At 43.5% G+C, this 19,083-nt stretch carries 24 protein-coding genes, 1 tRNA gene and 1 riboswitch; of the genes, 9 read left to right on the top strand and 16 right to left on the bottom strand.

Annotated features, from left to right (window positions below; genetic code table 11):
- Nucleotides 1–19: 19 nt before the first annotated feature.
- Entirely contained in the window at nt 20–496 is a 477-nt protein-coding gene (locus tag AC4MBN_RS10635) for a tRNA (cytidine(34)-2'-O)-methyltransferase (RefSeq protein WP_180069918.1), read from the top strand.
- 183 nt (nt 497–679) lie between these two features.
- Nucleotides 680–1,069, top strand: coding sequence for a hypothetical protein (locus AC4MBN_RS10630; RefSeq protein WP_419365784.1), 390 nt, complete (start codon nt 680–682; stop codon nt 1,067–1,069).
- 69 nt (nt 1,070–1,138) lie between these two features.
- On the opposite strand, the gene AC4MBN_RS10625 is transcribed toward AC4MBN_RS10630, so the two are convergent.
- The 6 genes from AC4MBN_RS10625 to rpoD all read right to left on the bottom strand — a co-directional run bounded on the left by AC4MBN_RS10625 (nt 1,139) and on the right by rpoD (nt 7,689).
- On the bottom strand, nt 1,139–2,527 hold the full coding sequence (locus AC4MBN_RS10625) for an APC family permease (protein WP_004784881.1): 1,389 nt from the start codon (nt 2,525–2,527) through the stop codon (nt 1,139–1,141).
- A 264-nt stretch (nt 2,528–2,791) separates the two neighbouring features.
- Complete coding sequence (locus AC4MBN_RS10620) at nt 2,792–3,976, bottom strand: iron-containing alcohol dehydrogenase (RefSeq protein ID WP_034170151.1); 1,185 nt, start codon at nt 3,974–3,976, stop codon at nt 2,792–2,794.
- A 1-nt stretch (nt 3,977) separates the two neighbouring features.
- Complete coding sequence (locus tag AC4MBN_RS10615; protein WP_180012725.1) at nt 3,978–4,511, bottom strand: hypothetical protein; 534 nt, start codon at nt 4,509–4,511, stop codon at nt 3,978–3,980.
- A 74-nt stretch (nt 4,512–4,585) separates the two neighbouring features.
- On the bottom strand, nt 4,586–5,245 hold the full coding sequence (gene lipB / locus AC4MBN_RS10610) for a lipoyl(octanoyl) transferase LipB (RefSeq protein ID WP_419365782.1): 660 nt from the start codon (nt 5,243–5,245) through the stop codon (nt 4,586–4,588).
- Nucleotides 5,246–5,407: 162 nt separating this feature from the next.
- Nucleotides 5,408–5,695, bottom strand: coding sequence for a YbeD family protein (locus AC4MBN_RS10605; protein ID WP_075167539.1), 288 nt, complete (start codon nt 5,693–5,695; stop codon nt 5,408–5,410).
- Between the two features lie 107 nt (nt 5,696–5,802).
- Entirely contained in the window at nt 5,803–7,689 is a 1,887-nt protein-coding gene (gene rpoD, locus AC4MBN_RS10600) for an RNA polymerase sigma factor RpoD (protein WP_419365781.1), read from the bottom strand.
- 373 nt (nt 7,690–8,062) lie between these two features.
- Between rpoD and AC4MBN_RS10595 the strand changes: the two genes are divergently transcribed.
- Nucleotides 8,063–8,269 carry a PA3496 family putative envelope integrity protein gene (locus AC4MBN_RS10595; RefSeq protein WP_004784869.1) on the top strand — a complete coding sequence of 69 codons (207 nt, stop codon included), beginning with the start codon at nt 8,063–8,065 and terminating at the stop codon, nt 8,267–8,269.
- 71 nt (nt 8,270–8,340) lie between these two features.
- Nucleotides 8,341–8,865 carry a YecA/YgfB family protein gene (locus tag AC4MBN_RS10590; protein WP_004784868.1) on the top strand — a complete coding sequence of 175 codons (525 nt, stop codon included), beginning with the start codon at nt 8,341–8,343 and terminating at the stop codon, nt 8,863–8,865.
- Nucleotides 8,866–8,952: 87 nt separating this feature from the next.
- Here AC4MBN_RS10590 and AC4MBN_RS10585 read toward each other — a convergent pair whose 3' ends face one another.
- The 4 genes from AC4MBN_RS10585 to trhO form a co-directional block, all read right to left on the bottom strand.
- Complete coding sequence (locus tag AC4MBN_RS10585) at nt 8,953–9,381, bottom strand: ABZJ_00895 family protein (RefSeq protein ID WP_159123450.1); 429 nt, start codon at nt 9,379–9,381, stop codon at nt 8,953–8,955.
- Between the two features lie 29 nt (nt 9,382–9,410).
- A complete protein-coding gene (locus AC4MBN_RS10580; RefSeq protein ID WP_419374767.1) occupies nt 9,411–10,028 on the bottom strand; it encodes a DedA family protein in 618 nt (205 codons plus the stop codon).
- An 88-nt stretch (nt 10,029–10,116) separates the two neighbouring features.
- A complete protein-coding gene (locus AC4MBN_RS10575; RefSeq protein WP_159123452.1) occupies nt 10,117–10,395 on the bottom strand; it encodes an FUSC family protein in 279 nt (92 codons plus the stop codon).
- A 206-nt stretch (nt 10,396–10,601) separates the two neighbouring features.
- Nucleotides 10,602–11,534 carry an oxygen-dependent tRNA uridine(34) hydroxylase TrhO gene (gene trhO / locus AC4MBN_RS10570; protein ID WP_419365778.1) on the bottom strand — a complete coding sequence of 311 codons (933 nt, stop codon included), beginning with the start codon at nt 11,532–11,534 and terminating at the stop codon, nt 10,602–10,604.
- A 56-nt stretch (nt 11,535–11,590) separates the two neighbouring features.
- Here trhO and AC4MBN_RS10565 point away from each other — a divergent pair, with 56 nt between their 5' ends.
- From AC4MBN_RS10565 to AC4MBN_RS10555, 3 genes are read left to right on the top strand one after another with little or no spacing between them, the layout of a single operon-like run.
- Nucleotides 11,591–11,719 carry a hypothetical protein gene (locus AC4MBN_RS10565; RefSeq protein WP_257218376.1) on the top strand — a complete coding sequence of 43 codons (129 nt, stop codon included), beginning with the start codon at nt 11,591–11,593 and terminating at the stop codon, nt 11,717–11,719.
- 3 nt (nt 11,720–11,722) lie between these two features.
- Entirely contained in the window at nt 11,723–12,208 is a 486-nt protein-coding gene (locus AC4MBN_RS10560; RefSeq protein WP_179992824.1) for a DUF1289 domain-containing protein, read from the top strand.
- A 43-nt stretch (nt 12,209–12,251) separates the two neighbouring features.
- On the top strand, nt 12,252–12,863 hold the full coding sequence (locus tag AC4MBN_RS10555; protein ID WP_419374769.1) for a LysE family translocator: 612 nt from the start codon (nt 12,252–12,254) through the stop codon (nt 12,861–12,863).
- Nucleotides 12,864–12,928: 65 nt separating this feature from the next.
- Here AC4MBN_RS10555 and ribB read toward each other — a convergent pair whose 3' ends face one another.
- Nucleotides 12,929–13,588 (bottom strand): 3,4-dihydroxy-2-butanone-4-phosphate synthase, encoded by a 660-nt coding sequence (ribB, locus tag AC4MBN_RS10550; RefSeq protein ID WP_419374770.1) that lies wholly within the window; start codon nt 13,586–13,588, stop codon nt 12,929–12,931.
- A gap of 106 nt (nt 13,589–13,694) precedes the next feature.
- A riboswitch (FMN riboswitch) is annotated at nt 13,695–13,851 on the bottom strand.
- Between the two features lie 171 nt (nt 13,852–14,022).
- On the opposite strand from ribB, the gene AC4MBN_RS10545 reads away from it, so the two are divergent.
- Together AC4MBN_RS10545 and AC4MBN_RS10540 are read left to right on the top strand one after the other, a co-directional pair.
- Nucleotides 14,023–15,828: a DUF2157 domain-containing protein gene (locus AC4MBN_RS10545; RefSeq protein ID WP_419374771.1), complete on the top strand. Its 1,806-nt coding sequence runs from the start codon at nt 14,023–14,025 to the stop codon at nt 15,826–15,828.
- Nucleotides 15,825–16,388 carry a GDYXXLXY domain-containing protein gene (locus AC4MBN_RS10540; RefSeq protein ID WP_419374772.1) on the top strand — a complete coding sequence of 188 codons (564 nt, stop codon included), beginning with the start codon at nt 15,825–15,827 and terminating at the stop codon, nt 16,386–16,388. The genes AC4MBN_RS10545 and AC4MBN_RS10540 overlap by 4 nt, the downstream gene beginning before the upstream one ends.
- Before the next feature lie 67 nt (nt 16,389–16,455).
- On the opposite strand, the gene panD is transcribed toward AC4MBN_RS10540, so the two are convergent.
- The 5 genes from panD to AC4MBN_RS10515 all read right to left on the bottom strand — a co-directional run bounded on the left by panD (nt 16,456) and on the right by AC4MBN_RS10515 (nt 19,041).
- The gene (panD, locus tag AC4MBN_RS10535) at nt 16,456–16,836 is read right to left on the bottom strand and encodes an aspartate 1-decarboxylase (RefSeq protein ID WP_004784844.1); all 381 of its coding nucleotides are present in this window, start codon (nt 16,834–16,836) and stop codon (nt 16,456–16,458) included.
- Between the two features lie 143 nt (nt 16,837–16,979).
- Nucleotides 16,980–17,561, bottom strand: a complete 582-nt coding sequence (pth, locus tag AC4MBN_RS10530) for an aminoacyl-tRNA hydrolase (protein ID WP_005236857.1) — start codon at nt 17,559–17,561, stop codon at nt 16,980–16,982.
- 19 nt (nt 17,562–17,580) lie between these two features.
- Nucleotides 17,581–17,877, bottom strand: coding sequence for a 50S ribosomal protein L25 (gene rplY, locus AC4MBN_RS10525; protein WP_067730790.1), 297 nt, complete (start codon nt 17,875–17,877; stop codon nt 17,581–17,583).
- A 99-nt stretch (nt 17,878–17,976) separates the two neighbouring features.
- Entirely contained in the window at nt 17,977–18,930 is a 954-nt protein-coding gene (locus tag AC4MBN_RS10520) for a ribose-phosphate pyrophosphokinase (protein WP_004784839.1), read from the bottom strand.
- 36 nt (nt 18,931–18,966) lie between these two features.
- Nucleotides 18,967–19,041, bottom strand: a tRNA-Gln gene (locus AC4MBN_RS10515).
- Nucleotides 19,042–19,083 lie beyond the last annotated feature (42 nt).

Here is a 19,083-nt window from a genome sequence, read left to right as displayed (position 1 = left end):
CCAAAAGTAGAGAAAAGCTGTGATCCATGTTGTTTTATATGAACCTGAAATTCCTGCCAATACAGGTAATATTATTCGCCTATGCGCAAATACGGGAGCACAGTTACATTTGGTCAAGCCGCTTGGCTTTGAACTGGATGATAAAAAACTAAGACGTGCCGGTCTCGATTATCATGAATATGCCAATATGCAGATTTGGGAAAATATTGAAGACTGTCTGGCCGATCTGGCTACTAAGGGCGTAGGTGTGGATGCGGTCTATCCACTCACAACAAAAGGTTTTGAAACCCCGCATACCTCGGATCTAAATCGTTCAGTAGCCTTGTTAATGGGGCCAGAAACTCGTGGCTTGCCAGAGCATGTACGTATGATGTTTCCAAAAGAGCACTGGATTCGTCTGCCAATGGCAGAGAATTCACGCAGCTTGAACTTGTCTAATGCGACTGCTGTGATTGTCTATGAAGCATGGCGTCAACAGGGTTTTAAACCGCTTTAAGTTCATCGTGCCGATTTAAAAAGCTGCCTATGGGCAGCTTTTTTATTTTATGTAACAGATGCAGGTACATATTTGGCCTTTCAGGTAATCTTGTAGATAAACTCTTGAGAATGTAGAAAAAAGGAACAAAATGTGAAAAAAGGATGGATTTTAACAGGATGTAGTATGTTATTGCTGGCCAGCATGATGACACAGGCTCAAGAAGCGCCACAGCAATCAGTATCATCACAAGATACAGTTCAGCCCATTACTCAGGCAGAAATCCGTCAGGGGCTGGCAGCGATGCAACAGCGCTTAAATAGCCGCATTGAGCAATGGGGCAAAACCCTCAGCCGTGATGATTTCGAGTGGACCTGGCGTGGACGTCAGATGAAACCAGCTAAACGTCAGGAAGTTTGCGATATTTTTCAGGGCGTGGTGAATGAAATGTATCAAATGGCGGTGAAGAACAAGGCTCGGCTCAGCCCGGAAGATCAGAAACTATTATCCAATCGTGATCAGTTTATTGAAAAATTGGGCTTTCAAAATAACCGGGTAAATACCCAAATGGGCTTCGATTGTCGTCTGCAATAAGCTCAGTCCATTATCCAAGAAAATAAAAAAAGGCGCATAAAGCGCCTTTTTAGGTATGAACAATATCGATTATTCAAACTCGTTATGTTGTGGAGCAGGGTGCTTAAAGCCCTTGGTTTTATAACCCAGGTACAAAATACCGAACATCGCCCACCATAAACCGTATTTCAGTGCAGTTTCTTCAATTTCCAGCCACATCGCAAAGATGCTGATAAAACCAAGCATCGGGATGACCACAAAGCTGAAAATATCTTTTGCAGTTTTAGTACGACCATCACGCAGTGCATAACGGGAAATCACTGACAGGTTCACGAATGTAAACGCAGTCAAGGCACCGAAGCTAATCATTGAAATCACGATATCCAAATCCATGAAGCCAGCAGTTAAGGCCACTGCACCTACAATCAGAATGTTGTAGTTTGGTGTATAGCTTTTCGGACTGATATGACCAAAGATTTTCTTGTTGATCACGCCATCACGACCCATGACATACATCAGACGAGATACACCTGCGTGAGCAGAGATACCAGACGCCATTACGGTAATGATCGCAAAAGTCAGCACATAAGACTGGAACAGTGAGCCACCGACAAGAAGCAGGATTTCTGGCTGAGTTTCAGCAATATTCTTGAAGTAAGAACCCGGTGTAGAAGGGAAGTACAACTGCATGAAGTAAGTACTGATAATGAAAATCACACCAGCGATTAAAGCAGTCAAGAAAATCGCTTTAGGCAAGGTGTTTTCAGTATCTTTGGTTTCTTCTGCCAGAGAACTTAAAGAGTCAAAACCAGTGAATGAGAAGCACAGTAAGGTCGCACCAGTAATCAGGGCGCCGACTGAAGTTAGTTCATTCCAGAACGGTTCAAGACTCCAAAGCTGGTAACGCTGTTCAGCTGTAATTGGACCATCAGCATTGAAACCGGCCTGCAGCTTAGTAAAGACCATCCAGGTAAAGATACCGATCACCAGTAACTGTACCAGTACGATCAAACTGTTAAAGTTTGCCACGAAGCGTGCACCACGCAGGTTTACCCCAGTCATGAAGGCAGTCAGTACGATTACCCAGACCCAATGGTTCACATCAGGAAACAGTGCTTCAAGATAGATCACCGCCAGGATGATGTTCACCATTGGTGATAACAGATAATCCAGCCAGGAAGACCAGCCCACCATAAAGCCAATATTGGGGTGAATCGATTTTTGGGCATAGGTATAGGCCGAACCCGAAGAAGGGTAGCGGCGAATCATGTGACCATAGCTGATCGATGTAAACAAAATTGCAATCAGGGCAATGATGTAAGAAGTAGGAACATGCAAATGACTTTCTTCAGATACCAAACCAAAAGTATCAAATAAGGTCATTGGTTGAATGTAAGCTAAACCAATAATAATGATGTGCCAGAGCCCTAGCGTTTTTTGCAGTTTAGCTGCCGATTGAGTCCCAGAGAAATTTGTCAACGGCGTTATCCTCTTAATCGTTGATCAAGGATCAGTCATATTTAATAAGGATCGTTTGAGACGAACGATCCCCCCTACAATTTTCTATAAAAGCGCGCCAATCTACTTTAAAATTACGGCTTTTACTAGCTATTTTTTGAATTTAGGCCTGCACGAAATGTGCCATTCGAAGCAAAAAATGGCGATTTCCTGCAAGATAAAAGCCCGATGTCTAAAAAAACATCAGGCTTAAATTTTTCGCTATATTGGCTTATTTTTCAGTAATTACCAAGCCTTTTTTAAGATAGATTTCAAATCTTCCAAACTGGCTTCTTTCGGGTTGTAAATGATGGAACCATCATTTAATGCTTTTTCAGCAACTTCATCCAGCTGTGCTTCAGAAATCTTACCTGTTTCACTTAATGTACGCGGTAATTTGGTCAGACTATAGATCCGGTCACGCATGGTTAAAATCGTAGCAATGGTCTTGTCTGCACGTAGGTGTGCTGGCGTTTGTGCATAGATATCCGCACCTGCCAATGGCAGCAGCAGCTCGGCAATCTTGTCGCCATTCACTTCCTTGTTATATTCCAGCACATAAGGCAGGAACAGATTCATACATAGGCCATGCGGCAAATGCGCGACTGCACCTAGAGCATGTCCAAGGGAGTGCACCAGACCTACCATTGAATTGGAGAAGGCAATTCCGGCCATGGTAGAGGCCTGAGCCAGCTCCAGTCGACCTTGCGCATCAGTTGGGTTGTCGAGTACGTTAAACAGGTTGGCACTGACTTTTTTCACTGCAGCTGTGGCATAGGCATCGGAAATTGGATTGGCTGCCATACAGGTGTAGGCTTCTACAGCATGAGTCATCGCATCCATGGCTGTCATGGCAGTTAGATGCGGTGGCAGGGTTTGGGTCATACGTGGATCCAGAATCGCAGCATGCGGCATCAGGTAATAAGATGCGAATGGCATTTTCACATTCTTTTCAGTATCCGATACCACAGCAACCATCGTCACTTCAGAACCAGTTCCTGAAGTCGTAGGAATTACGAAAAATGGCTTCAACGGTTTAGGCAGGTTATGCGCACCAGAATATTTGAGTAAGTCGTCACCACCTTCAGAGACCAGAATATTGGTCGCTTTTGAAGTATCAATGACTGAGCCACCACCCACGGCAATAATGGCATCGCAATCATGATCACGATAAAGCTGTGCTGCGCTGCGCACTGTACCTAGACTAGAATCTGGCGGTACATCATCAAAAATCGCTGCAATTTTGGCATCGGTCGATTCAAAAGCAGCTTCAATCGGCGCCAGCAGGTTATTGGCACGTACCCCTTTATCAGTAATGATCAGTGGACGTTTGGCACCTAAAGTGGCCAGTTCAAAAGGAATGTGTTCTAACGCGGCATGACCAGCAATCACTTTGACTGGACAGAAAAATTCATAATAAGGTTTTGCCATGTTATACACTCCGTTTCAAATAAGATTGAGCGACTTTTAAGTAGATGCTGCTCGCTTCCATGATTTTATCTTTGAGTCCCAGATTATTCGGGTATTCTTTTACTGCCAATTGCGCCACCATTTTCGGCAAGATCAGCGCTTCCATTTTGTTCAGGCAACGTACCAGACGGATCGCATAGGAAATATCACCATCGGCAACCATGCGGTCATTGGCAAAGGCTTGAGACGTGCTTTCCTGAAAGGAAAACACCAGAAAAGCATGATGCAGATGCTTAAAAGTAATGGTCAGGTCTGGCTTGATGCTGCTGTCTTTGACCAGTTCCAGCTGATGTTGTTCCGTGACCCGGGCAACGAAGGCCGGGCCATGCGGAAAAACATTCATTGAAAGCCTAAAATTGGCGGGAAACTGGGCAACTTCCTGTTTGATTTCTGGGTCTACCTGACTTGCCATGACCAAGCCACGGCCAATGATATCCATCATCAGTTTGACATAGGCAAGCTGCAAAGCGGGTTTTACGGATTTTGTCGCAATCACGTGATGATCCCTATCTTGATATTATTGGTTTAGAGTAATTACTCTAATTTATTTATTATTAAAATGCAAAGGCTTTATCTTTGCTCGACGTTCACCTGATTAAAGTAACCGCTGCGGCTTAAAGTTTCAATAATTTCAACACACAAGTCATTAAACTTTGGCGGGTTGCTGACGAGGTCATTAATTCGCACCATTTCCAGGCCTGCATAGCCGCATGGGTTAATGGTATGGAAACCAGTCAGGTCGCAATCAATATTTAAAGACAGGCCATGATAGCTACGGCCTTTACGGATTTTGAAGCCGAGAGAACCAATTTTACGCTCATTCACATAGACGCCCGGAGCATCGGGTTTAGCATAAGCTTCAATCTCATGCTTTTTAAGTAATTCAATCATCAGGTTTTCAGCATAAGATACCAGTGTACGGACATTCCAGCCCAGACGATTCAGGTCAAACATAAAGTATGCGACGAGCTGACCAGGACCATGCCAGGTCACCTGACCACCACGGTCGGTTTGAATGACAGGAATATCGGTTGGAATCAGGATATGTTCCGGTTTGCCTGCCTGACCTTGGGTCAGTACATCATGGTGCTGCAAAATCCATAACTCATCAGGCGTATTTTCATCACGGTTTTCTGTGAAGCTTTTCATTTCCAGAAAACGCTCTTCGTAAGGAGTCAGGTCATTATATTGACGGATAATTAGGGAGGGTTTTTGAACCGCAGCTGTCACAGTGTGTGTCCTTAGAAAATTAAATCATACTGCAAATAATTATAATGATTTCAGCAGTGATAGGGGATGGATTCGTAGTAATTGTTGGTGAGCTAGTCACACATATAAAAAAACACGCCCGAAAGCGTGTCTTTTAATTTGCCAAGGTTGGAGCAGAATAACTTAAAGTGCAGTCTTGATCAGTGGGCAAGCTGCAAGATCAGCATATACGGCATGAACCTGTTCCAGTTCAAGGAAACGTAGCTGAGCAGTGATCGAATGATATTTACCAGTACGAGATGGAGTGACACTTACGCTATCACCATCAAAGTCAGGGAAATGTTTGGTAAAAATCTCAACGACTGCATTCAGCAGTTCTTCACCTGCAAGGCCAATGAGTTTGATTGGGTAATCCATTGGAAAAACCCAAAGATCTTCGCGAAGTTCACGAGATGGTGTACGGTCTAACATGTAGTCCCCCTATTCGAAACGCCTGCATAGCGCAGGCGTTTGGGTGTATTGCAATACAAAATGGAGACGAGAGATGAAATTTCAAGTCTCCAAAATTGTATCAAATCTTAGTCATTTTCCAGGAATGAACGCAGGTGCTCAGAACGGGAAGGGTGACGTAACTTACGCAGTGCTTTCGCTTCAATCTGACGGATACGTTCGCGGGTTACATCGAACTGTTTACCGACTTCTTCCAAAGTATGATCCGTTGGCATGTCGATACCGAAACGCATTTTCAGGACTTTCGCTTCACGCTCAGTCAGGTTTTCCAGTACTTCGCGAGTCGCTTCTTTCAGGCCTTCTGAAGTTGCAGCATCAACAGGAGAGGTGATGTTGCTGTCTTCAATGAAGTCACCCAAATGCGAATCTTCATCATCACCGATTGGTGTTTCCATCGAAATCGGTTCTTTGGCGATTTTCAGTACTTTACGAACCTTCACTTCGTCCATTTCCAGACGTTCGCCCAGTTCTTCCGGAGTCGGTTCACGGCCCATTTCCTGAAGCAATTGACGAGATACACGGTTGATCTTGTTAATCGTTTCAATCATGTGTACTGGAATACGAATGGTACGTGCCTGATCCGCGATTGAACGGGTAATTGCCTGACGAATCCACCAGGTTGCATAAGTCGAGAACTTGTAACCACGACGGTATTCAAACTTGTCTACGGCTTTCATCAGACCGATGTTACCTTCCTGAATCAGATCCAGGAACTGCAGACCACGGTTGGTGTATTTTTTCGCAATCGAAATCACCAGACGTAAGTTTGCTTCAACCATCTCTTTCTTGGCACGACGTGCTTTCGCTTCACCGACTGCCATACGTTTGGCAATGTCTTTGATGTCACGAACTTTAAGATCAAGATCTTTTTCGATATCTGCAATTTTTTGCTGGAAGGCCAATACGTCAGGACGTACTTTTTCCAGATAAGCTTTCTGATCGGCAGGTGCTTTCGCAATCTGCTCATCTAACCAGGCTGGATTCGATTCCTGGCCCGGGAAAGTAGTACGGAACTGGGTACGGTCCATACGGCCACGACGGACTGCATAACGCATCACTTCACGTTCTGCACCACGGATCTGGTCATGTGTACCACGAATCATTTCAGAAATGATATCGAACAGACGCGGCGTGAACTTGAACATCATGAACACAGTTGCAAGCGCTTGAAGTGCTTCTTCTGCTTCTTTGCTGTTACGGCCGTGTTTTTCCAATACCGCTTTGGTATTTTTCCAAGCATCTGAAAGTTCGGCAAAACGAACTTTGGCAATTTCTGGATCTGGGCCTGAGTCACCTTCAGAATCGTCATCGCTATCAGACTCTTCATCTTCCTCGTCATCATCCAGTTTTACATCTTTGGTTGACTTGGTCGTTGCTTCTTCGTCTTCTTCGATTTCAGCGACTTCTTCCTGGACTTCTGGAATTTCTTCATCTGATTCAGGGTCTAAATAACCTGACAGAATGTCAGCAAGGCGGCGTTCGCCAGCTTCATAATCTTTGTATTCTTGTAGTACAACTTCTACAGCATTCGGCCAGTAAGCAATAGAGTGAAGAACGTCTCGGATACCTTCTTCAATGCGTTTTGCAATGCTAATTTCGCCTTCACGCGTTAAAAGTTCAACGGTACCCATTTCACGCATGTACATACGTACAGGGTCAGTCGTACGACCTGGTTCGTTTTCTACAGATGCAAGTACAGCCGCAGCTTCTTCTTCTGCAACTTCATCAGCAGCTTCTGCAGTATCCTCGAACATTGCATCATCAGATTCAGGCGCACGATCATGGACAGGAATACCCACATCATTCAGCATTTGAATGATGTCTTCAATCTGTTCGCTTTCTGTGATGGAGTCCGGGAGATGATCGTTAACCTCAGCGAAGGTTAAGTAACCTTGTTCTTTGCCTCGGCTAATCAGAGCCGCTACTTGAGAAGTAGGGGAAGTCATATCGCTCATCTTTGCTTACTCTTCGTTGAATCTGTGGCAGTGAAAAACCGTGCATGATAGCACAATTCACCTGAAATAGTTTTGGAATTGATCAGTCAAGCATGATTTTATAAATATGTTTGAATAACAATTGAATATCGATATTGGGTCTAAGTTTATCTTTTCAAGTGTATTTCCCAATCTAATTTTAGAAACGTCCTTCATCCATGGGATAAAAAGCGCTCACTATCTAACCAGCTAATAAATACACAATTATGCTGTAGAAAAACAAGAGCTAATTAGTATAAACATACAAAATATATAAATAAAACTTGACAAGTTTTTAAAGGCAAGATAAATAGCGCCTAGACCCATTTACATTTTTCACTACGAGGTAGTTTTAGTGTCTTCGACAGATTTTGAACTAGATGATAGCTACGGTGATGATGATGTTAATTTCGATGAGGCATCGAGTAAGCTAAGTGCGAAAGAGTCGTTGGAAAAACGTCGTCTGATTGATGATCTGCTCTCGCAACGCCGCCTGGAACGCGAACTCAAAGATTTTGATTATGACTTCGACGATGATGACGACTTTGACGACGAAGATTAACGAATTCAGATTTAGCATAGCCTGAATAAATGCTATGCTAATCCTTTCGGTTTTCTAAGTTTGGATGTTAAATGAGTGCTTTAGATTTAGACCTGTTGAGTGAATATCTGGATGGCGACCAAAATGAGTATGGTCTGGATTTTGCGGCAACTCATGGTTTCTTATGTGCTATCGCAGTAGGCCCGCAATTTGACAAATGGATGGATGAACTTTTTGAAGGCAACCAGAAAAAAGTGCCTGCAGAAATCATCAATCAGGTTAAAGCATGGTTAGAGTCAATCCGTCAAAGCTTGGCCAATGAAGAAGGGATCACTTTCCCATTTGAAATTGAAGAAGCAGATACCGAATCAAGTCTAGGTGACTGGAGCGTGGGCTTTGTAGATGCCATGTTCCTGAACGAAGAAGCCTGGTTTACAGAAGAATTTGAAGAACAGTTGGTCGATTTAACGCTGCCAATTATGGTATTCAGTGGCATCGATGAAGAAGATCCGCAAATGGAATCTTTCCGTCGCAATGGCCAGTTAATGGATGAGCTTGCAGAAGAGATTCCAGAAAACTTGAATGAATTATATCTGATGTACCACACACCAGAATAAGTCATGCCCCACCATGAAAAAGCACCGTCAGGTGCTTTTTTTAGCTCAGGTGTTTTGTACAACGTTTGGACTAGTGGATGATTTAATCTAAGGTTTATGATCAGCACCGGTACGCTTGCTCAAGCTGTAACGCGCATAGCCATTGTAGGCGATATGGAACAGCAAGGCATGTAAAGCAATACTTGCAGCTACCAGAAACGAATTTGGCCCGCGTCCTGTATAGGCCATCCTTCTATAGATTTCCTCCGTCTGCGGATGCAGCCAGATGACTATAAACAAAAAGATAAATCCGAAGGTCATGGCAATAATCGTGGAACCCCAGACCAGTCTGCTTTTCTCTTCCTGGGTGGGTAGTCGGAGTTCTTTTTTCACAAAGTATCGGGCGCTGAGAAAGGCGGAGGCAATCAGGGCAGGAATTAGCAGAATAGCGCCCAGATTGAACACGTAGATGAGTATGCCCACTATTAAGACCAGAGTCAGATAAACGGTGGCAAAATATTTAAGATAATGCGACATCGTTTTAGCCTCCTTATGCTGAGGTCTCTTCAGGATGGACGATTTTTACGTTGATGTCTACGATATAAAACCCAGCCCAAGATGATCACGACAATCGCAATAATCACATAACTGACCTGACTGAAGATTTTGTGCATCAATTCCTGATTTTCACCAAAATAAAAACCGACACAGGCCAGGAACGTGGTCCAGATAACAGTACCTAGTCCACTATAGAACATGAATTTCCAGAAAGGCATATGGCTCATGCCAGCCGGGATACTGATGAGGGAACGTACTGCCGGAACCATCCGGCCAAAGAATACAATCCGGTGTCCATACTGCTCGAACCATTCCAGAGATTTTTTGACATCTTCAGATTTGATAAACAAGAATTTTCCATATCGGTCTATGAATCTGAAAATACTGTCGTGGTTAAATTTATAGCCAATCCAATAGAGCAATGCCGCTGCCAATAACGAACCGATACTGCCTGCAATAATGACTCCAACCAGCAGTAATTCTCCTTGAGATGCGGAATAGCCGGCAGAAGGCATAATAATTTCAGAGGGGATCGGGGGAAAGACATTGTCAAGAAACATGAGCAAGGCAATGCCCCAGTAGCCCAGCTGTTCCATGACAGAAATAATCCATTCAGTCAGATTCATAAAATTGGCAAAATAAAAAATACTGCTTGTATCCTAAGCAGTATTTTTAAGAGGGTAAAGTTAAGTTATATAAATGGCCAAGTGCGGATTAACTATGGGTTAAGGTATAAATGTAAACTTTACGTAAGCTGTAAGCCAGGCAAACTGGCAGAGCACTGAGCAGTAAATAGTGTGCTGCTGTAGCCTCAATATGGTAGCCAATAAACAGGGCAAGAATGGCACCAATGATAGTTCCCAAGATCACAATAAACAGATGTGATTCTGCTTCTAGCTCATCTGTCAGTTGGGTAATACGTTCCAGTTTTGTATTTTCTTTAGGTTGGAATCTAACAATATTATCGGGGTCCCGAGCAAGTGAATTGGCCATTTTGTTTTCCTTTTCATTTAAAAAATTAATTAATAATGAAAGACTTATGGTAACAAAGTAATGTGATATAAAGACTATCAAGCTTGGCTGTAAAAATATGCTGTTCTTGGTAAGGGATTGGTAAGTTTTTTATTGCAGATGTAATGCTTATGTAAACAAAAAGCCCTCCAAAGAGGGCTTAGATATTTTTGGTTACAAAACTGGAATTAGAGACGTTTACGTTTTGCAGCTAGAATTTGCGATTGACGCATACGGAAACCTTCTTTTTGTTTCTCGGTGGTTTTATCGATACAGTACATACAAGATACGCCGTGTTCATAACTTGGCAGCGCTGCCTCTTCAGGAGTTAATGGCCAGCCACACGCATGACATTTGGTATTTTGACCTTCTTCCACACCATGTGTAACCGCAGTACGGCCATCAAATACGAAACATTCACCTTCCCACAGGCTTTCTTCAGCTGGGGTCTCTTCCAAGTATTTCAGAATACCGCCTTTCAGGTGATACACCTCTTTAAAGCCTTCCTGAAGCAATAAAGAAGTTGATTTTTCACAGCGAATACCACCGGTACAGAACATGGCAATTTTCTTGTCCTTGTGCTGTTCCAGATTCTTTTTCACATATTCAGGGAATTCACGGAAAGTTTCAGTTTTTGGATCGATTGCGCCTTTGAAGGTACCGGCTTTGTACTCGTAATCATTACGGGTATCAACCAGAATCACGTCATCACGTGCAATCAGCTCATTCCATTCTTTAGGATCAAGATAATGGCCAACCAGATCACGAGGCTTAACCGGCACACCTAAAGTCACGATTTCTTTTTTCAGTTTGATCTTCATTTTACGGAATGGCTTGTCAGAGCTATGAGACTCTTTGTATTCCATTTCGTTGAAGCCTTCATCCAGCAGGAACTGATGTACTTTGTCGATGGCTTCACGGTTACCCGCAACGGTACCGTTAATGCCTTCACCTGCCACAATTAGAGTACCGCAAAGGTTGATGGTTTTTACCAAGTCTAAAAGACGTTGTTGCAGACCCTCAGGATCTTGAACTTCTTTGAATTGATAAAGTGCGGCAACAACCCAACCAGTCGTCGCTTGCTGTTCTACAGGTGCAAGCTGTTCTACAGTAGCGTTCATGGAATACTCCAACGTAGCATGATAATTTGAAAGGCGCATATTTTAACGTGATTTGAATGAATAAGCGAGTAAAAGGCCGGGTTTTAACGGACTTCAAATCGATAGGGAGAGCGTGTATAGTCATGCCGACCCAGGATTTTGATGCAATGATGCAGATGCTGGAAGTTGCAGCACAGTTGGAGTAAGTTTTGAGTTCGGATCGTCGTATTGCATCTTTGACCCCTTGCGCAGGGCGTTGCTCAACCGTATTTGGTGATGCGGTCTGTCGTGGTTGCCGCCGTTTTAATCATGAAGTGATTCACTGGAATAGTTATAACGCAGATCAACATACTGCAGTCTGGCAGCGGCTGGATGCACAGCTAGATCAGATTTTAGTCCCGATGCTGCCGATGGCAAATCTGGCCAAAGTGGAAACATTTGTCCTGTCTAAACGGGTGCGTCTGCGTGAAGATGCGACTAAAGGTCGTAAGCTTTACCATGCCTTAAAACTCTGTGAAAAGAACCGTCATTTTACTGATGAAAGCGGTTTAGGTATTCATTACAAACAGGTGCGTCCGCTTTGGGATGAATTCGAGCGTCGGGTACTGGCACTCGCCAAAGCCAGTTATGACCTGGCTTTTTTACGGGCAGATGGGATCAGCCAGCACCTGATTCATATGCAGGAAGAGGACTAAGTCCTCTTTTTTATTAAAAAATCATGATAGCTGAGGACATGGCGTGAATATCAGTGAATATGCTCTCTATTGTCTGGCCGTCGTCATCATGATTGCCACACCTGGGCCTGTGATGTTGCTGGTCGCTAGTGCTGGACTGAAAGGTGGCTATAAGCATGCTTTGCAGACCATTTTCGGGACAAATTTTGCTTCTCTGGTATTGATCACCTTATCCATTCTCAGCTTAAAAGGTTTATTGGTTATCAATGAAAACTGGCTGAATGGCATCAAGCTGCTTGGCTGTTTATATATTGCCTGGCTGGGAATCCAGATTTTCCGGGAAGTCTGGCAAGGGCAGGGCTCGATTAATCCACAACGCTTGCAACCGGTACAAGGGGGCTTTCGAACCGGTTTTCTGGTGGGGATCTCCAATCCTAAGGATATTATTTTCTTTGCTGCATTTTTCCCGCAGTTTATTGGCATCACGCCAAATCTGGATTTAAGTTTGGTGATTCTGACGATCAGCTGGATTGTGCTAGATTTTTTGACCCTGTCATTAGTTTATTTAGGCTTTCAGCGCTTTGCTAAATCTAGGCTGTATCCTTATTTGCTTGGTTTGTGCGGTTTGATCTTGCTGCTGGTCGCACTATATGGAATTTATTCTGTTCTTATTTAAATCAAAATACTGAACATAAAAAATCCCGGTCTTAAGCCGGGATTTTTTATCTTTAAATCTTGTACTTATACATTGTGCTGCTGGCGGTAATGCGCTAGTTCATCAATGGTAATTACGGTCAGCTGATGAGTCTGTGCATAAGACAATACCTGAATGCCAGAAGCCATCGTGCCATCTGGGTTGGTTAGTTCACACAGAACACCGGCAGGTTTTAAACCCGCCAGACGAGCAAGGTCAATGGTACCTTCAGTATGGCCACGACGGGTCAGCACACCGCCTTCACGGGCACGTAAAGGAAAGACATGACCTGGACGATTCAGATCACTGGCGACAGCGTCATCTTTAATGGCTGCTTTAATCGTAGTGGTACGGTCTTTGGCAGATACACCAGTCGTCACACCTTCCGCAGCTTCAATCGTTACAGTAAAGGCAGTTTTAAACTGGCTAGAGTTATCCTGCACCATAGGCGGCAGTTCTAGATGATTGGCCAGTTCATCAGTCAGGCACAGGCAGACAATGCCAGAACCATCACGAATCATGCGTGCCATGGTTTCTACAGTTAAAGTCTCTGCAGCAACGATGAGGTCGGCTTCATTTTCACGGTCAAAGTCATCCATCACCAGAACAGGTCTGCCTTGGCGGATGTCTTCAAGTGCTTGTTGGATGCGCTGTTCAGCGGGAGCTAAAGCGGAAAAGAAAATTTCGGGTTGAATCAAACTTGACATTGAAACGCTCACGTAAAGTAAAAGTACGATTGAACATTTCAGGACATAGTGAAAATAGGCTTATAGCAAAACAGTTTTATGCCAGGCATAAAACAGGGTGTACTGCTTTCGTCTTCTTTCATCCGGACTATACCGTCGGCTCTGGATTTGCACCAGATCTGCAGATCAATCGAAATTGACCGCTCGTGGGCTAATTCAGGAATAGAGATTTACTACTCTGAAATTACCACCGGTGGGGAATCTCACCCCGCCCTGAAGCGATGTAAGGCCATTATAGTCCTGATTTTTAAAAGATGGGATAGTTTGACCAGTCACGAATTTGCAGAATTTCAGATAAGCAAAACAGATTATCTGAATTACCACAGCCTTTTAGCAAAAAACTGGAAACATGTTATGTTGCTATTAAGAATAGAAATTAATCAATCATTCTGACAATGAAGAAAACCGAGCTCATCCACAATAATCCATTTTCTCCCTTGCTGTTTTGTGATGCAAAGGTTTTGCGTTATCTCAATATTTTGGGAGTTGCGCTGATTGCAGTCAGTTTGCTGTATTTAGTTGCTGCGAACTGGTGGATGCTACCGAATCAGGTACAGCTAGCAATTCCAATGCTGGTTTTACTCTGTAGTGCAATAGCAAGTATCTACTTTAATCAGCAGGAGTGGACCAGACAGAGTCTGGATACTGTATCTGGCCTGATGCTGGGTTTAAGTCTGGCTGTAATTGGGCAGATCTATCAGACCAGCGCGGATAGTTATCAGTTATTTCTGCTCTGGGCAGTATTGCTGTTGCCGTGGCTATATCGACCCAATATCGGGGTTTTTGCCATGCTTTGTGTGGTCACTCAGCTGGCATTGTATTTTTACTTTAAACAAAGTTTCTGGATGATACGGGCAGAGGGATTGTATCTACTGACTTTGAATCTACTGACAGCCATCAGTTTTGCCTTTGCCATACGTTATTACCCGTTGCTGCGATATCTGTTTATTGCATTCATTATCATGATTTCAATCAGCAGCATGATGCAGTTTACCCATCATTTTCAGCTGATCTATCTGGCTTCTTCAGTTGTTCTACCAGCAGGAGCTGCATTTTATTTTTATCGTAAGCATCAGGCACTAGAAACCATTTTACTGATTGCAGGCTTGGCTGCCAGTTTGAGCCTATGGCTGTTTGAACTGGTGGACGATCAGCTTACCAATTCAGCAGCGGGCTTATTTATCTTGGCAATGCTGGTCTTCGGTTGGTTTGCGCTGACCAGTTTTGCCCTAAAGAAAATTTTTCCACAAACCAAATTCTCCGTCATTCCTTTGGCACTTGGTGCATGGATTGCGGGAATTATTCTGGCAGTCTTATTGCTGACCTATTGGAAAGCGGTTTCAATTGTTTTAGGTCTCATTTTTATTGGTATCGCTTGGAAATTATTAAGTCAAAAGAATTCCATATTTCTACGTCAGTTTGCCTATTGTCTTTGGGTTTGCGGGCAAGCTGCGGTATTGATTCATACAGAACTGCTCACCGATAGTCTGTTTATAGTGTGGCTGTTGCAATTAATGATGCTGGCTCTGACTGTGATCAAACGGATGCACTGGTTCATTCTGACCTTACAGCTCTTGATAGCTCATGCTTTAGCAATTATCGTTTTGGCATTAGAGAATTGCTTTAAGCATGATGATATTGTAATCACGCTTGCCCTAAGCTTGAACTATGTCATTTTTATCGGGCTAATTCTAACCGCTAGATATTGGCAGTCCTCAATTTATCAGAAAAGTATTCTGCTCTGGATCATTGCTATGCTGACAGGTTCAGCCGTGGTTCAATCTGTGACTGGATTAGAGCACTGGCAGGGCATCGGGCAGATCAGCCTTGACCACGTTCTGCTGTTTTATGTTCTTCCGAGCTTATTGTTGCTTGGTTTTATCTGGCAAAACTGGCAGCAATTTTCTGAAAAATTGCTCTGGCTGATTTCTGTATTTGGCATCTTACTCATTCTGTTGGGCTATTTTGAGATTTTTATTATTATGCTGCTTATGGCGTGGGCAGTGGTCTATCAGCAACGACTTATACAGGCACTTACCATTTTATTGCTGATCTTCTGGCTATGGATGCTGTATTACAATCTGGGCTTAAGCTTCCTATTAAAAAGCATCAGTATCTTTGCTTCAGGGATACTGGTCTTGTTGCTGGCCTATATTTTAAAGGGGTCAAAACTACAACATGAGCAAGGAGAAGCAAGATGAAAAAGTTTCTTCCTTCGCATCTGGCTATTTTCAGTATTGCCTTATTTTGTGGATTGATCGCGCAACATGAATGGCATCTTCGAGATAGCCAAAGTATTTATGTGGAGCTGGCACCAGTAGATCCGCGATCAATTCTGCAAGGCGATTATATGGCGCTGAATTATGATCTGCATTTTAGTGCACTAGCAGCGCAGAATAGATCAGAACAATCAGAACCTAAAATCAGTATTCAAGATTTTGAAAACCAGTCCCGTGTACTAAGCTATGTACAGCTTGATGAGCAAAGAAGAGTTGTCAAAACCAGTTTTAATCGAAGTGCGCTGGATCAGCCACGCTCAGCGCAACTAATCCTGAAAAATCCACGGAATACCTTTGAAGGCTTATATCCGGCTGCCAACAGTTTTATGTTCGCTGAGGGACTTGAGCCTTGTTATCGTAATGCTAAATTCGCCGAATTAAAGCTAAAAGAAAATGGAGAAACTTTGTTGGCCGACCTGGTAGATCAAAATCTTAAGTCCTTAAACTGTGAGAACCGAAAAAGCTGGTGGCAGGGGAGTTAGTTTTATTTTAATCAGCCCATAAAAAAGCCCGCGAGAAGCGAGCTTTTTAGAATCTTGTCGAACCAGCTTAGGCAACTTGTACCGGAATACAGTTTGCAGTGTGATTCACAGTGTTATCCGGATTTGCATAAACCAGACGTGGTTTATGAGCATTGGCTTCCGCTTCAGTGAAATCACCAAATGTTGCGATAATCACGATATCACCAACATCAGCTTGGTGCGCAGCACCACCATTCACAGAAATAATCCCTGAATTATCTTCACCACGAATGGCATAAGTAGTAAAACGCTTACCATTGGTCACGTTCCAAACATGAATTTCTTCGTATTCACGAATGCCAGCTAGATCCATCAAAACGCCATCAATTGCACATGAACCTTCATAGTGTAATTCTGCATGTGTAACAAAAGCGCGATGAATTTTGCATTTTAATAAACGAGATAGCATGGCTAGCGTCCTCTTAGTTGACCTAAGACTTTGATCTTATGGTTGAATCAATTTCTACGACACTGGATAAGTGGGTAGGCTTGCGCATTTTGCGCCTAAATGGCCAGCAAGGCAAGCGGAATTGTCCAGCAATTTATGAATGTTTAGTTCGGTTTATAAGCATTGATTTGATTCATTGCCTGTTGTACTTCACCGTTCACCAGCATTTTGGCGCGAGCAAGTGCATGGGCAATTGCATCGTCCATTAACTCTTGTTCACTGCTTGGTGCTTTACTCAGGACATGACCAGAAACACGGTCTTTAGAACCTGGGTGACCAATACCAATGCGTAGACGATGAAAGTTCGGACCGATATGCGGCACGATATCGCGTAAACCGTTATGTCCACCATGACCACCGCCAGTTTTCAGGCGAATAATGCCTGGATTCATATCCAGTTCATCATGGGCAATCAGGATTGATTCGGGTGCGATATTGTAGAATTTGGCGAAAGGAACAACACTTTTACCGGAAAGATTCATGAATGTTGTAGGTAGAAGGAGACGGACGTCTTGACCTTCGATATTGCCACGACCGCTGAATCCATTGAATTTAGGGTCTTTTTTAAGGCTAATGCCATATTGATCTGCAAGGCGCTCTACAAACCAGAAGCCTGCATTATGGCGGGTTTGAGCATACTCAGAACCTGGGTTGCCCAAACCTACAATCAGTGAAATATTTGACACTAATCTACACCATTAACACTTATGCGCGTTTGAAGTCAGCGTGCATTGGAGTGTTTTTAGCTGGGTGACGTTGTAACGCTTGGATTTTAACGCTTTCAACTTTACCATCAACATCGATTTCGATTACTTCTTCGAAGAAAGCGTTGCTTTCTAGGAATTTAACAAGTTGACGAAGCTCAAGAGATACAGCTACAGGAGCAGCTTCACCACCATAAATGATAGCAGGTACTTTGTTTTGAAGACGAAGGCGGCGGCTCGCACCTTTCCCTTGAACTGCTTCATCACGTGCTACTGCATTTAATACGAAGTTTGCCATGATAGACATCCTATTTTAAGTTTAAGTAACTAGACTTGCGACCAGTCTAGTGAGTAAAAGCCCCGCCAAATGGCAGGGCTTTGGAAATTCAGCGCACTATTATAGATAAGAATCGAACATTGCGCTAATAGATTCTTCGTTGTTAATACGACGAATTGTTTCAGCAACCATACTTGCTACTGAAACTTGGCGAATCTTACCAAGTGCTAAAGCTTCTTCTGAAAGAGGAATCGTGTCAGTGACAACCAATTCGTCAATTACAGAATTTTTAAGATTTTCGAGTGCTTTACCAGACAATACTGGGTGAGTTGCATAAGCAACAACTTTGCGGGCACCGAAAGTTTTCAACGCATCAGCAGCTTTACAAAGCGTACCAGCAGTATCCACCATGTCATCAACGATCACACAGTCACGATCTTTCACATCACCAATCAAATGCATCACTTGTGATTCATTCGCTTTTTGACGACGTTTATCGATGATCGCCAGGTCGATATCACCCATCTGTTTCGCAACAGCACGAGCACGAACTACACCACCTACGTCAGGAGAAACAACCATCAGGTTATGATGCTGTTGTTGGCGTAAGTCAGCAAGCAGGGCTGGCGTACCGTAGATGTTGTCTACAGGAATATCGAAGAAACCTTGGATCTGGTCAGCGTGAAGGTCAATCATCACCACACGGTCAATACCTACAGTGGTCAGCATATCTGCAACAACTTTTGCAGTAATCGGCACACGGCTTGAACGGGGACGACGGTCTTGACGGGCATAACCGAAGTAAGGAATCACGGCAGTAATACGACCAGCACTTGCACGGCGTAACGCGTCAGCCATGACCAGGATTTCCATTAGGTTATCGTTGGTCGGTGCACAAGTAGGTTGTACGATGAATACGTCTTTACCACGAACATTTTCAGTGATCTCAACAGCGATTTCGCCATCAGAGAACTGGCCTACAGAGGCGGCGCCTAGAGGAATATGTAAGTGACTTACGACTTTTTGAGCGAATTGTGGATGCGCGGTTCCACTAAAAACGACAAGATTGGGCATGAAGCACCCTTGGCGGTTGGTATGTATGGAAGTAGATGGCAGGGGTAGCTGGATTCGAACCAACGGATGCCGAGATCAAAACCCGGTGCCTTACCACTTGGCGATACCCCTAATGCGGCAGAACTTTAATATTTTTGCGGTATTGTGTCAAGG

It is taken from the genome of Acinetobacter sp. CAU_H_60, from assembly GCF_058599385.1.
Note: the sequence above shows the minus strand (reverse complement) of the source record. Positions and strands in the feature narration are given on the sequence as shown.

What these genes read in the sequence shown, in the direction of transcription:
- AC4MBN_RS10630 (WP_419365784.1), top strand. Translation starts at nt 680, where the DNA reads ATGATGACACAGGCTCAAGAAGCGCCACAGCAATCAGTATCATCACAA.
- AC4MBN_RS10620 (WP_034170151.1), bottom strand. Translation starts at nt 3,976, where the DNA reads ATGGCAAAACCTTATTATGAATTTTTCTGTCCAGTCAAAGTGATTGCT.
- AC4MBN_RS10605 (WP_075167539.1), bottom strand. Translation starts at nt 5,695, where the DNA reads ATGTTAGACCGTACACCATCTCGTGAACTTCGCGAAGATCTTTGGGTT.
- rpoD (WP_419365781.1), bottom strand. Translation starts at nt 7,689, where the DNA reads ATGAGCGATATGACTTCCCCTACTTCTCAAGTAGCGGCTCTGATTAGC.
- AC4MBN_RS10590 (WP_004784868.1), top strand. Translation starts at nt 8,341, where the DNA reads ATGAGTGCTTTAGATTTAGACCTGTTGAGTGAATATCTGGATGGCGAC.
- AC4MBN_RS10585 (WP_159123450.1), bottom strand. Translation starts at nt 9,381, where the DNA reads ATGTCGCATTATCTTAAATATTTTGCCACCGTTTATCTGACTCTGGTC.
- AC4MBN_RS10580 (WP_419374767.1), bottom strand. Translation starts at nt 10,028, where the DNA reads ATGAATCTGACTGAATGGATTATTTCTGTCATGGAACAGCTGGGCTAC.
- AC4MBN_RS10575 (WP_159123452.1), bottom strand. Translation starts at nt 10,395, where the DNA reads ATGGCCAATTCACTTGCTCGGGACCCCGATAATATTGTTAGATTCCAA.
- trhO (WP_419365778.1), bottom strand. Translation starts at nt 11,534, where the DNA reads ATGAACGCTACTGTAGAACAGCTTGCACCTGTAGAACAGCAAGCGACG.
- AC4MBN_RS10565 (WP_257218376.1), top strand. Translation starts at nt 11,591, where the DNA reads ATGAATAAGCGAGTAAAAGGCCGGGTTTTAACGGACTTCAAATCGATA.
- ribB (WP_419374770.1), bottom strand. Translation starts at nt 13,588, where the DNA reads ATGTCAAGTTTGATTCAACCCGAAATTTTCTTTTCCGCTTTAGCTCCC.
- AC4MBN_RS10545 (WP_419374771.1), top strand. Translation starts at nt 14,023, where the DNA reads ATGAAGAAAACCGAGCTCATCCACAATAATCCATTTTCTCCCTTGCTG.
- AC4MBN_RS10540 (WP_419374772.1), top strand. Translation starts at nt 15,825, where the DNA reads ATGAAAAAGTTTCTTCCTTCGCATCTGGCTATTTTCAGTATTGCCTTA.
- panD (WP_004784844.1), bottom strand. Translation starts at nt 16,836, where the DNA reads ATGCTATCTCGTTTATTAAAATGCAAAATTCATCGCGCTTTTGTTACA.
- rplY (WP_067730790.1), bottom strand. Translation starts at nt 17,877, where the DNA reads ATGGCAAACTTCGTATTAAATGCAGTAGCACGTGATGAAGCAGTTCAA.
- AC4MBN_RS10520 (WP_004784839.1), bottom strand. Translation starts at nt 18,930, where the DNA reads ATGCCCAATCTTGTCGTTTTTAGTGGAACCGCGCATCCACAATTCGCT.